The sequence below is a fragment of the Flavobacterium hibisci genome, assembly GCF_020026925.1.
GTDB lineage: Bacteria > Bacteroidota > Bacteroidia > Flavobacteriales > Flavobacteriaceae > Flavobacterium > Flavobacterium hibisci.
Map to the genome: position 1 here is coordinate 1 of NZ_JAIQDW010000008.1, position 13,031 is coordinate 13,031.

12 protein-coding genes are annotated in these 13,031 nt (G+C 34.5%); 2 read left to right on the forward strand and 10 right to left on the reverse strand.

The annotated features are described in order from the left end of the window. Nucleotides 1-392 precede the first annotated feature (392 nt). The 4 genes from K8B81_RS09690 to K8B81_RS09705 form a co-directional block, all read right to left on the reverse strand. A complete protein-coding gene (locus K8B81_RS09690; protein ID WP_223681238.1) occupies nucleotides 393-947 on the reverse strand; it encodes a hypothetical protein in 555 nt (184 codons plus the stop codon). A 6-nt stretch (nucleotides 948-953) separates the two neighbouring features. Further along, complete coding sequence (locus K8B81_RS09695; protein WP_223681239.1) at nucleotides 954-7,574, reverse strand: RHS repeat-associated core domain-containing protein; 6,621 nt, start codon at nucleotides 7,572-7,574, stop codon at nucleotides 954-956. Between the two features lie 8 nt (nucleotides 7,575-7,582). Continuing rightward, entirely contained in the window at nucleotides 7,583-8,035 is a 453-nt protein-coding gene (locus K8B81_RS09700; protein ID WP_223681240.1) for a T9SS type A sorting domain-containing protein, read from the reverse strand. A 358-nt stretch (nucleotides 8,036-8,393) separates the two neighbouring features. Next, nucleotides 8,394-8,768 carry a hypothetical protein gene (locus tag K8B81_RS09705; RefSeq protein WP_223681241.1) on the reverse strand — a complete coding sequence of 125 codons (375 nt, stop codon included), beginning with the start codon at nucleotides 8,766-8,768 and terminating at the stop codon, nucleotides 8,394-8,396. 153 nt (nucleotides 8,769-8,921) lie between these two features. Between K8B81_RS09705 and K8B81_RS09710 the strand changes: the two genes are divergently transcribed. Then, nucleotides 8,922-9,158 carry a hypothetical protein gene (locus tag K8B81_RS09710; RefSeq protein ID WP_025572974.1) on the forward strand — a complete coding sequence of 79 codons (237 nt, stop codon included), beginning with the start codon at nucleotides 8,922-8,924 and terminating at the stop codon, nucleotides 9,156-9,158. A 130-nt stretch (nucleotides 9,159-9,288) separates the two neighbouring features. Continuing rightward, on the forward strand, nucleotides 9,289-9,618 hold the full coding sequence (locus K8B81_RS09715; RefSeq protein WP_223681242.1) for a hypothetical protein: 330 nt from the start codon (nucleotides 9,289-9,291) through the stop codon (nucleotides 9,616-9,618). 73 nt (nucleotides 9,619-9,691) lie between these two features. Here the strand turns inward: K8B81_RS09715 and K8B81_RS09720 are convergent, their stop codons facing one another. From K8B81_RS09720 to K8B81_RS09745, 6 genes are all read right to left on the reverse strand, one after another. After that, complete coding sequence (locus K8B81_RS09720) at nucleotides 9,692-10,861, reverse strand: hypothetical protein (protein WP_223681243.1); 1,170 nt, start codon at nucleotides 10,859-10,861, stop codon at nucleotides 9,692-9,694. A gap of 150 nt (nucleotides 10,862-11,011) precedes the next feature. Then, on the reverse strand, nucleotides 11,012-11,191 hold the full coding sequence (locus K8B81_RS09725) for a hypothetical protein (RefSeq protein WP_223681244.1): 180 nt from the start codon (nucleotides 11,189-11,191) through the stop codon (nucleotides 11,012-11,014). A 29-nt stretch (nucleotides 11,192-11,220) separates the two neighbouring features. Beyond that, the gene (locus tag K8B81_RS09730; protein WP_223681245.1) at nucleotides 11,221-11,508 is read right to left on the reverse strand and encodes a hypothetical protein; all 288 of its coding nucleotides are present in this window, start codon (nucleotides 11,506-11,508) and stop codon (nucleotides 11,221-11,223) included. Between the two features lie 23 nt (nucleotides 11,509-11,531). Beyond that, nucleotides 11,532-11,708 carry a hypothetical protein gene (locus K8B81_RS09735; protein WP_223681246.1) on the reverse strand — a complete coding sequence of 59 codons (177 nt, stop codon included), beginning with the start codon at nucleotides 11,706-11,708 and terminating at the stop codon, nucleotides 11,532-11,534. Nucleotides 11,709-11,752: 44 nt separating this feature from the next. After that, nucleotides 11,753-12,244: a hypothetical protein gene (locus K8B81_RS09740; RefSeq protein ID WP_223681247.1), complete on the reverse strand. Its 492-nt coding sequence runs from the start codon at nucleotides 12,242-12,244 to the stop codon at nucleotides 11,753-11,755. An 80-nt stretch (nucleotides 12,245-12,324) separates the two neighbouring features. Continuing rightward, complete coding sequence (locus tag K8B81_RS09745; RefSeq protein WP_223681248.1) at nucleotides 12,325-13,029, reverse strand: hypothetical protein; 705 nt, start codon at nucleotides 13,027-13,029, stop codon at nucleotides 12,325-12,327. Nucleotides 13,030-13,031 lie beyond the last annotated feature (2 nt).

A 13,031-nucleotide genomic window follows, 5' to 3' on the forward strand; every position in this document is an offset into this window, starting at 1 on the left:
CAATATTAGATGCAAACTTATAAGCAGGATATTCGCAGTTATTAATCGAGAAACAGAATACATAAACACCTATAAATTTGCATCTTAAATTTTAACACTTTTTAATTGTTTTTTATCATAGAATGCGCAGCTTTTCAGTTGAAGACTTCGGGGAGCAGGGGGGATGGTTACTTATGTGATTAAGAAGGTGTGAAAATAAGACCCAGCCGCTGAAGTTGGAGAAATTCAAGATATTCCATTAAAACCAAAAACCACTCCGTAATGAAGTGGTTTTATTTGTTTTAACCGAGTTGAAAACGCTACGTTTTGCATTTCTATTCTTTGCCGATTCTCTTTGTGGGCACGGAAAGAATTTCCGCGCTATTGTTGTCTACACATCTGCGCGATCGGGTTTATTTAATTTGCATTTTTTTAATTTTGTTTTGAATAATACTTATTGCAAGAGGGGGAAATGAAAAAGCAACAAAATTACTATTAAAATCCCTAAAACTGACTTTTCTGTTTAATTCAATAGTAGAAATAAGTTTACAAATAAAATAACTATTATAAATAAAAGATACAATTGCAACAAACTGTATTAGAATCATAAAACTGACAAAATCAATATTAGGTCTACCACCATTTAAAAAACTAAATATATAAGCTACAAAAAATACAAAATTCAAGATTGTAATAACATTTACTAACAAACTAATTTTAAAATTTGTTAATTTTAAATTAAAATGCTCATTTGAGTGATTGTACAAAAATGTTACAGAAATATTTAGCCAATAAAAATAAGGCAAATATAACATCCAAAAAAATACAAATATTATGTAATATAATAACATTTTATCGAAAATCACTTGAGCTAAATTTATTAGAATAAGTTGAATTAAAATGGGTATTATTATTATCAAAAAAATAACTTTTTTTGCACTCTGTTTTAAAAAATAATTTGTTCTCATATCATATTAAAAATTAAATTTCCAGCCACCTTTTATGTTTGTAAATCCTCCCATACCAAGTCCCATACTGATTCCGGTATCAACACCTAAATAAATTTGATATTGATTATTGGATTGAAGTGACAATTCAACAGAAACCCCAAAATAACTAACGGAAACTGATTCAAATCTACTCTCACCAATATTGTATTTAAAAGCCGCTCCAACACCATAACTAGCAGCAATTTCAAAATAATGATTTTTATTATAACTTGTAGTAGTTCTATTATATATATCATATTCTATTTTACGACTGAACTCTCTATATTCACCGATTTTTAGTCCAAAAACTTTTTTAATTGGAGTAAAATCTACATATGTTCCAAATCTAGCGCCGACTTCTCCACCAAAATATTGATTTTTATTAACCCAGCTATCTAAATAACTTTTCATTAAAGGAGATGGCTTTTCTTGTCCAGGCGGATCAATTTGATGTAGTGCGTGATTCAGCCCACTAACCACAAGCCCCGTAACAGCTCCCTGCCAAAAATTACCACCTGTAAGAGCTGCTCCCGCACCACCCGAAACAGTACCAAAAGCAATCATACCTGCAACATTATTTGCACCTATAGCGCCACTTATTCCCTGATGCGCATAAGTAGTTGTTACAAAATGTCCTTCGGTTAAACTGCTATTTGTTTCAAAATTTGTTTCAGTTGTACTTCCTCCACTCCAAGCACTAGCTGCAATACTACTCAAAGCACCAGAAGCAAAACCACTCCAGAATTTTCCTCCTTGCATCGCTGACATACCACCCTGAAAAGTTCCATGTGCCACAGCACTTACTGCAGCCCTGACATAAAAATTCGTAATCGTACTGGCCGCACTACCAATACCGTATGTTACCGCAGCACTTGCCGCACCAATAAATGTAGCTTTTGCCAAACCTCCCACGCTAAATGGAACATCGGCCAGCAAGGCCGTTACTGTGTAAGTCAATGCAGCCATTGTTGCGCCAATTAATACAGCCCCAGCAAAACCAATAATTACTTCCCCACTTGGGTCGGTATACATCAACGGGTTATTCAGCACATAGGCATACCTGTTGTAATTCTGGGTATTCTCCGGCTGTTGTATAAAATTGTCCGGCATTAAAAAAGAACGTAAAACAGGATCGTACAAACGGCCGTTCATGTGGATCAGTCCAACCTCTGCCAGATGCTCGTGGCTGGTATAACCACGGTCGAGCATCATCAGCGCTGCCCCTGTACCGTTTGTTGGCAGGGTGATGGCAACGCCATTTTTCTGCAATTTGGCCAGATTCCCCCAGGCATCAAACTGGCGTCTCTCGACTGCTGCACCTGTGTTGTCTGAAATGGCTATAATGCTTCCCAGATAATCCCTGTGAAGATAATACTTTTTGTCTGTAATGGCGCCTGTCGCGACCGTTTTTGTCTTTTCTGTATATAAAGGCGCTCCGTACGCATCACCTCCTACATAAGTTCGTATGGTAATTTCTGTCGGGGTTTTGATGATCTCTACCGTGCCGTCGTCTGTATAATTCTTGGTTTTGGTATATACACCAACTGCTCCCGGTGTCGGGATCTGGTAGCCAAATTTCATCGCCTGTCTTGACAGATGCGAATTGTAGGTAAAGGCTGTGCTGCCCTTATCGCTTTCGTTGATCGAAATCGGGCTTTTGAACATGTTATAAGTTACCAGTTGTTTCGGCAGCTCATTGTAATAGGCAGCTCCTTCTGTTGTCAGCTCTATTTCCTTCTTCTGGTAAATCCCGGTATTGAAATTGCCATTGTAGGTTACTGTACCCAGTTTGTTGTTGTTGGTGATCCTTCCCCTGTCGTCATACGTATTAGTATCGACAGTACCTGTCAACGGGCTTGTCCAGTGTGTCAATCGGTCTAAAGCATCATACGTAAAAGTTTCATTGGTTCCCAATGCCACATTCTGTCGGTTGTTCAGGGTTCCTTTTATCGCATTGAAGCTATAGGTATTGTTTACAATATTAATGCTGTTTTTGGTATGCGTCTGAGAGGTATAATACCCATGGACATCATACGCATTCGTGATGGCTACCCCGTTGCCCAGTGTCTGGGTCAGCGGCTGCATTTTCTCGTTGGCTGTATTGAGCTGCCATAAAACCGCATCATTGGCATCGGTGAGTTTGTCCATGATGCCATTGTAGGTATTGTACACATTTTTTGTCGTAACAGACTCGCTAAGCCCTGATGTAAGTTCCTGCGTAGCATTGGTTGCTGTAGCAGGTCTCCCATAATTATCATACGTTATGGTTTTTGTCTGTGTAAAAGCGGCATTGCTTTCAGTAGTGGTTTCAGGCCTGTGCAAAGCATCATAGGTATATGCGAAACTGTCTATGTTTCCACCCAGACTATTTTTGCTGACCTCACCTGTCAGCTGGGCAAAAGAGTTATAGGCATACTCTGTCTCAATATCGGCTCCGTCTCCTGACACTTTTCTTTTGGTCACTTTTCCAAAATCATCGTAGGTTGTAGTAGTGTTTCCTTTTGGGGTGGTTTCTGTAATCAGCTGTCCAAAGGCATCGTAGCTGTAGGTGTAGGTACCCGCATTAGGATCGGTCATCGCTGTTTTGTTTCCCCAACCATCGAGGCTGATATTTACCTTATGCCCGCCATAATTTGATTCTTTGAGCTGGCCATTGGCATAATATGTAAAAGTGATGGTGCCTCCAGGGTCTGTGGTCTGTGTTTTGTTGCCCAGGGCATCCACGGTTGCCGTTGTGGTTTTTCCATCATCAACGCTGGTTGTAGTCAAGCCTGAATACGACAAGGTCTGAATCCTTCCTGTTGGCTGTGTTATTTTGGTCGGACGCATCAGGTAATCGTATTCATATTCTACCCAGCGTGTTGGAGATGAAAAATAAGGCTCGCTTTCTTTTGTCTTTCTGCCCAGGCCGTCATAAACCACCTGCTTTGAAATCGTTGAATTGACTGCCAAACCTTTTGTTGTTGTGATGACTGCTCTTCCCAACACATCGTATTGCGTGATGCTTTTAGCATTGTCACCTACCGTATTCTGGCTTGTAGTGGTGTAGCCTCCATCTGCTAATTTAGCGTATGTAATGGTGGTTTCCAATGGCACGGCAGATACGCCTGTGGTTTTGGTTTTGATCAGTTTTCCCCAATTGTCAAAGGTATAATCGCTTACTACTCCCAAAGGACTCGTTGATTGTGTTACCTGCCCCATTCTGTTGTAAACAAAACTGGTTACAAAGTTTTGATGATCTGTTTTTTTGACCACAAAACGCTTGGTAGTATCGTACTCGTCTTTAATCGTTCTGGCTACCGGAGGCGTCGGTAATGCATTGGGCGCAGAAACTGTTTTGGTCAGCAGGTTCCCGACTGCATCATAGGTCATGTCCTCGACAATAGCATAGGTATTATTCCCTTTTTTCTCTGTACGGGTCAGGTTGGTTCCTGTGTAGGTATAAATCTCTTCAGAGGTTCGGGTATCGCCGGAAGCAACATTATGGGTTGAGGTATTTACTTTTTTAGGCCTTCCGATATAATAGGCGCTGCCTGTTCCTGATGGGTTATTATCATATTCAGTATTCACTGTTGTACTTCCTTGCTCTGTTGAACCGCTGTATTTTTTGGTAACTGATCTGGTTTCCAAACCATAATAATCTACAGAGGTCACGGTGCCATCATAGGTAAAAGCAGTCTCTGATTTTATGCCCGACAATGCATCAAGAGTCGTTTGTGAATCCAGCAAAACATTATATACTTTTGATGCTGGATTGGTGTAAGTTGAAAAGACATTCGTTTTAGTGCTTAACAAATTAGAAGGTACTGCATCAAAAACCGTAGCCCCGTTGGTGCTTGACCAGGTTATGGTATTGGCTCCTCTAAGATTCACATCATTGTGCTGTGTTGTCCATATTTTGGTATCAGACGGAGATAAATACCAACTGCTTCTTGTAGTCCTGGTGAAGCCGACTGTCCCATAATTGAAATTGGATACATAACCTCGGTACCTGAAATCCTGGTATTTGGAAACTCCGTTGATAGTAGCCGTAAGCTTAGAAACCAAATAACTTCCCGGATTTCTGATAATCTCAATATTGGGATAGCTTACTGCATTAGCAGAAGAATAAAAATCGGTGCTGCCATTGCCTAATATATTGCCTCCCTCAGGTGCCATCATCGGCTTATATTCAATAGTCTGGACAATCTTGCCATTGGCTTCTGTTACGGTCTTTAAACGATTGTCAGAATCAAAATCTTTATTGAACTGGTAATATTCGATTTTATTATAATGCCCCCGAACAATTACCAGATCTGTATTGGCTCCGTTGTACCTGTAATTTGATACTAAAGGAATCGGGATATCAGGTGAACCGGAAAAATAGCCTGATGGCTGTCCCGTAATAGGCGAAAGATTATCATTTTTAGAATCATAGGTCATAGGAAAGGTCGTTGCACTGGCAGTATTGCCTATGTTGTTGGTGTACCCCTTTACCCACCATTCAGTATTATGGTCATTAATCGTCCATTTTGGCTTGTAATATCTTCTCCACACCCTTACTATGTCTGACTTTCCATCTTTGTTGATATCAATAGCGTAATAATTACTGAAATGAGTCTGCGAATCGAAATGAGTACCTGTATTAGGCCAATACTCTACAATATTGTGTGATTCTTTTACAAAAAATTCTCCTCCCGCTGGTTTAGGGTTGCTATAATAAATATGCCATATTGAGTGGGTAGATCCTTCCCCTCCTTCAGTATCGGGTAACATAATATCGGTTTTACCATCACCATTATAGTCGCCAAGAAGCAACTGCTTGGTTTTTGAATATTTATCTAGTGTCCCTTGCCCAATTATTTCTAGTTCTATCCACGGACTTACGGTTAATTGTTTAAAACTCCATATCTTATAAGTTTTATCATCTTTAATCTCAACAAGGTCAGTTTTACCATCACCATTAAAATCTGTAGTCAAAATTTTTGAAGTATACCACCAATTATCTAATACTGACGCTGGTAATTTCAAAAAACCAGGATTTCCTAAATTAGCTGAAGCAGCAGAATTTAAATCAACAATATATAATTCATCATAATAATTTCTCACATATTCTCTTCTATATCCAGCATTAGCTTCTCCGCCATGTGCGCCAGGATTATTATAAAAATAAATTGTGTTTTGCATATGATATCTCAATATAGGATTTACAACCAAAACTTCACTTATTCCATCACCGTTAAAATCTCCTTCGTAATATCTTCTACTATAAGAGGGATCTGTTATTGTGCCGCTATCAACATATTCGCCCATATATTGATCAACATATTCAAATACATCTTGCTCTGATTCTAAAACAAGTGTTTCCTGCTGGGTATTTAAGAGCTTGGAATATTCCAGATTGACGCTGTTTGCTGCTATATTATAAATGTCAAATTTTATATAATTAGTTTGTGCAGGAACTAAAGGTTTTACAAGTGACTGAAATTGATTTAACTTATTATTAGCTAAGGTAGTGGCTGCAAATGTTTTTTCTCCACTCCATCCGGAGGGCATTGCAATCCCTGCATTTCCAGTATCATTTAGAAATAAATTTGTGAATATTTTATTTCCCGCAACAAAATCCAATCTGCCATCGCCATCAAAATCCCCAGCTACATCAGCCTCACTAAAACTTAGATTATTAGTATATTCTTTTTCTTTCCTTATAGTTGTAACTGGTGTGGTATAGTAGTCAAAAGTTATTGGATTTGATTCTTCACTTTGGGCATTGATTTCCTTTATACTTGTAACTCTCTCATATCCCGAATCATCAGTCGCATGCGTTAATTTGTAAGTCCTGAAAACAGAATTATTAGCGTATACCTCTATCGATTTTAAAATTTGTGTTGCATAAAGTGCCGTTCCTTTCACATAGTCCCTTTCTACACGTTTGGCATTATCATACTTAAAAGTAATTTTATCCTGGGCTGCTATTCCTGCTGCAGTGTTTCCGCTAAAAATAATGGAATCGATATACAACTGGTTTGTACTGTTATAGATAACTTTTTTATAGGTATAGTCAATAAAATTACCATATGTGTCTTCAAAACGCACAATGTACCAGGAGTTAACAGAAACCGAATTCTGCAGGCTTCCTGCTCCTTTTGAGCCGTACCAGCTTCTTGAACCGTCTGGTGCTGTTACAATAAAGTAGGTTACAGTACCTTCAATTTTTAATTCAATTTTGGTATTGCTTTTATATTCAGTTTCGTAGGTCGAACCGTTTGCCCAATAGGTACCTGTTTTTATTAATAAACGCTGGCCATCTAAAGCCAGTTTATCGTTGTCGTCAAAATCAACGCCATCTACAAAACCGTCTATATCCCGGCGTGTGGCTATACGGCTGATTGCCGAAATGCTATTGATGCTCCAGCCTTGTCCGGCAATTCCTCCTTTAACCCCGCTGCTGTATGTAAGATTGATTATGGGTGCCACATTTTTTATGCTGGGCGGCATGGCTATGGGTAAGGTATAGGTTGCCGTACCTGATGCGGCTATTTGTAATTCGCCTTTAGTGTCTGTGAAATTTTGAGAAAACGAAAAATGTGTAGCTAAAATAAAAATGAAAAAGTAAAAGTGTTTCATATCACAATTTATTGCTTGATAATTTTAAATGATTTTGGGGTACCTGATTTGTAGTTAACTAAAACAACATACACCCCTGATGGGTATGACTGAAACAAAATATTTTGGGTATTTGTATTTTTAGTTTCCTGAAACGTTTTTAAAACCTGTCCTGTAAGTGAGAAAAGCTGAATTGAAGTGACATAATTGTCATCTGTTAACTCCCATTTTAAATACAGTTCTTCTTTTACCGGATTCGGATAGTAGGAAATCATGTCCTCTCCTTCGATTTTTTCAAGGTCTTCTTCCACAATGGCTTCTATTTCCTTGACTTGTTTGCCTGTTTCCGGCGGGCAGTTGACACACAATATCCTGCTGGTCTGATTCCCGGCAGTGTCATAACTAAACTTAATCTTCGTTTGGTTTTGGGATTTCACAGAAAGTGAGAATAGAAGGAATAGAAATAGTAGTTTTTTTATCATAGTTATGGGCGTTTTATAAAGTATAATTTGGTGCAAAACGAAGCAAAAATTACTTACAAAACAATACCCATATTTAGTGATTTTATAAAAAAAGTATACCCTGTTTTATCACAAGAACCATGATAAAACGAATGAAAGTAAATTAGCAAAAAGCTAAAAAGTGACTTTGAATGATAAAAGAGATCCGATGACTAAAAAATAGATTTCGAATATATTATAATGTATAAAGTCCCTGAGATTTTAGGAGGGTTACAATTTCTAAGAAACTAAAAAAAGTATAAAGTCAGAGTAAACTTTGCAGAACATGAGTGTAAGTTTTTATAATTAATCTGGATAAGAAAAATACGATTTAGAGGTATTATTTCCTTTTCTTATCCTCTAATTTCTTTTCGATAATAGCAACAATTTTATCTGTAGTAGCTTCTTTGTCAAAATACTTTAAGAAAGCTTCGTATCCGGGATCTGAATTTTGGTACACTGAATTCGGGTCACGTAAAATATTATTTTGATCTTGTTCAATTTCTATATCTCCTACCCCGGTTAAAACCCAATTTATGTTTAAATTAGGATAAACCTGCATAATTTTTTTCAAAATATTCATTCCCAGTGACCTAGAATTTGTTAAAATTGGATGCAAAGAGGTGTATAATATATCATTTTCTATACAGAACTGCCTAAGGTTAACTTCCTTGCTTTCAATGTAGTAGCGTAATCTCTCGCCTTCTGTTTGCATTTTTTTTAAATTTTTGTATTAAAAATGATACAATATATTAATAAATGATATATATTTGAAGTAGTTACTTCGTAGTAAAATCGTAGTAAAAATACAATAATTATATGATTCTAATAATACTTATCTATGATTACAGCCAAACAAAGGAATAAAATGAAGAAAGTCTTTAAAACAGGCTACTCAAAAGAGGTTAAAAAGCTTTTAGAAGAGAAGGAGATCTGGAACAAAAAAGGACTTCCGTTTAGCAATTCTTATATTACTCATGTTTTTAATGGCAGAAATACCAATAACGATATTGAGGAAACGATAATTGAATTGTATCAAAAAAGATTATACGAAGAAACTAAGATTACATTACGCAGAAAAGAAATTTTCGGCAAAAAAATATAGCTGCAGGTGTAAATATAAAATGATGCAGAAAAGAAACACATCAGCTTAAAATCTGCAATGGATTTTAAAAGTAAGTACAGTCTAATCAGGATTAATTATCAAAGTTACAAATCAAATAAATCGAGTAATTATGGCAATAATAAAAAATGAAAGTTTAGAAAACATGGGTTACTTCTCAGATAAACATGGTGCATTAACGAATTTTATTTTTGAAATTTTATCTGTTGAATACAGGGATAATCTGTACGGCTATTTTAAAATAAAGATGACAAACGATAATTCAGGATTTGTGGTTATTGAAAATCTCAGCATTTGTGGTAAGTTTTCTGATTGTTTTCCGGACCGGGTATTAGAAGAGGGTTCCTATTTCTGCCATCCGGATTTGACCCATGAACTTGTACTGGATATTTTTAGTTATGAATTTGATTTGTATAAAAGCAGATTAGTAAAATCTGCATAAAAAAAGATATCCGGATTCAAAATTCCGTTTACCTTGGAATGTAAAAAAATTGGATTAATCCATTTTGTGGTCGTTACTTTTTTACAACATACATACTTGAAAACTCGTTTTTATCATCAAACATCAGTTTTATTTTAAGCGAAGCATTCTTAATTTCGATGTAATTTGAAAATTTTAAATCGTCATAATTCTCAATTTGGTCTGCACTTATTTTCTTAGCTATTTCCTCTTTTGAAGAAAAGGGGTGTAATCCATTTTCAAATGAAATTTCTACACGTTTAAAATCTGTTATAGAATATGCTTTTATGATATTGTATTTTGGATTTTCGCTTGCTTTTTTACTAACATCAAAAAAGAAATAAAAGTTGTTGTAATCATTATCGTAAGTAAGTTCATTAATATCACCCGTATTTCCTTGTATGACAATATTTCGCTCAAAATTTTTACTTGTTTTTGAATTTGTAAAATCATTTTCACTTGATTTTCCAATTGTGATATCATTTACACTCCAGTCGTTATGAATAGTAAGAACAGGTTTGTTTTTCATATTTTCCGGTTTTGTGGTGTTAATGAGTAACTCCTTAAAGTAATTTTCGTTATTACATCCGCCAAAATCGATCAAACCATTAAAAGTGTCCCAATAGCAGGTTTTAGATAATTTTGCATTATTTAAGATTGTTAACCTGTCATAATCGGGTGCATAAAAAATATATTTCCCCTGATTTTTTAAATTCCAGTATAAACCGTTATCTGTGTTGGGATTTTTTGTTCCTTTTCCATATTTGTTTTCAAGCTTCCTGAGAATTTCATTTTTAAATTCTGAAGTTTTCATTTCTATCCTAAACCCATACAAATAATCATCAGCTTTATATTTTTTTAAAAGAGGAGCTAAGTCTTCCTTATTTTTAAGGGGTAATAAATCAATATGACCTCCGCCAGATTTTGTAATACTGTCTGTTTTTAATAATTCTGAGTTGATTTGAAAATATACTTTTTGCTTTTTTAAATCAATACCATCAAAAGTATATTTGGTTGAATTATCAATTTCTGCCAATAAGCAAAACGGATATTCAACAGTTTCAACTCCAATAAAAATCGAGTCATTACAATCAATTATGTTTTCTATTTTTTCATTTAATTTCAGTTTCATCAAATCTACTGTTTCAACTTTTTCTTGTTTTTGGCAAGCAATTAAAGTGTTCAGTAAAATAATAGCTGATGTAATAATTAGGTGTGATTTCATTGTTAATAATTTCAATTCAGGTTTTATTAAAGTCATGATTTTATTTAACTCATTTTGAAATGGTTTCGATGCGATTACTCTAGCTGATTCTGTACTTTGATTCCTCATGAGCATTTAATTTTTCTCTTTAGAAATTTTAAAATCTAATTTTTATAATACATATCCCAAAGAACGGTATGAAACCCAATCTTTATATTTTTTGTTGTCTTTGTCTATTGCGATTATTTGTAAACTACCTTCCACAGGTTTTGTGTCATAATTAACCTTATAAATGAGGAAAAAAGTAGCCTTTTCTTTTAAGTCTTCCCAGACTAAAATGCGTTGTTCCATTTTATCTTTTTTGAATTCTCCATTTTCATCTAAAAAAAGAGGATGCTCTTTTGTGGACAAAGAAATTTTTGAAAATGCAGGTTTTGCACCGTATTTGTTTCAAAACTTTTAATTATTTTGAGCGCATCATCATTATCTAAAATATTTATTTCATAACACCAAACAAGCTTATCTTTTTTGTTATAAAAGAAGGAAGTTTCGTTTTTTTCAAAATCAATATTATTTCCAAATAAATTTATTTGACGAGGAGTAAATTTAAATTCTTCATAATCTCCTGAAATATTATATTCATTTAAAGCATTATCGTTTAATGTCAATCCAATTTTGCCTAGCATTTCGTCTATACTGGTCTTAAATTTAAATCTGTGAAATTAAGGATTTCCCTAGAATTATTTTTTTTTATTTCCATTGGTGGTTTCGATATCAATGGTTTTTTCTCTTCTTCTTTTTTCGTAGTTTGTGAATTACAGCTTTGCATTACAATACAAACGAATGTTAATAAAATTATTTCTTTCATGATTTTAAGCTAATTTCTTATGACTTTTAAATAATATTAACCGACTAAAGGATTAAATTATAGTCTTTTAAAAATTCACTGTAAAAAGTCAATTGAGGAAGATCTTTCAAAGTATTGACCGACAGTTTAATCACTTTTCCAGAATTATTCCACTGTAATTCTTCTCCAAAATCATTTTTAAAAATAGTTTTATACTTTCCCATTGATTTAGAAAGAAGCTTTATGTTTTGTAAAAAAGAATCTTTTCCTTCTATTTGTAAGGTGAACCCAATTATTTTTGAATTTTTATAAAATATAAACGCTTGCTTTCCTTTGTGTTTTTCTATTGTGAAATTATCTTCATCAAATTGATAATAACCAAAATCGTTATTTCCTTCTTTGCTTAAATAATTTGCTGACGATAGCAGAGTAGGAGATTGACCTAATGTGGCGCTTAGATTTACTGTTTTTTTATTTGAACAACTTATAAGAGTGGGGGCAAGATATAAACTTAATGCCCCTAAACCTGTATTTACTATAAATTTTCTTCTATTCATAAGTAATCTATGATGCTTTAATCCTTTTCTAAAGTTCTGTCATGATGTTTATTTCAAGTCAGCTCTTTTATAAGGTTTCATTATTTTAAATAGTCATAAAATGGACTGTTTTCTGTAGGTGCAGGATAAAGAACTCTATCAAAATATGCTTTTTTTGACATATTTGCGAAAACAAGTCTTATTTTATCATCATTACCTAGATAAATCCCTATAGTAGTTATGCTGTTTTTTTTATCCCACAAGACTTCTCTCGGGTGTGTTAACTGCTTATCAACATTGATAGAATCTTTTTCTAAATTTGTGTTTTTTGGAAAATATTTTTTAAAATTGGAGTAAATATTTTTATTTCTATGATTCCCAAAATCTGTCTTGTCATTGTTAATCTTTGTAGGTTCTCCTAAGGTTTTTAATAAATTTTCGATTAATTTAAAGCTATTCTCATTTGAAAATGTAGCGTTCACTTCGGCAATTTTATTTTTATAAATTACGATTTTTACATCCCAGGTTGAATCTGTTGGCACTCCCCGATAATGAAATTGATTTTTTATTTTATTAATTTCGTGATAGTTGGTCACTATTTCTCCATTGTTCACTGTTATAAGGGTTTTTTTGCCATGAATATCTTTCCATTCATAATGACCTTTTAGTGAATTTGTCTCTAAGTATTGATTGTTTTCTAAATTATATTGTTTTGCATCACTCCCTGATTCTAATGTTGCTAAATCTAAAGGTTTGCTACAACTACATAATAAAACAAGGGAAAGAAAGACAATTATTTTTCTCATAA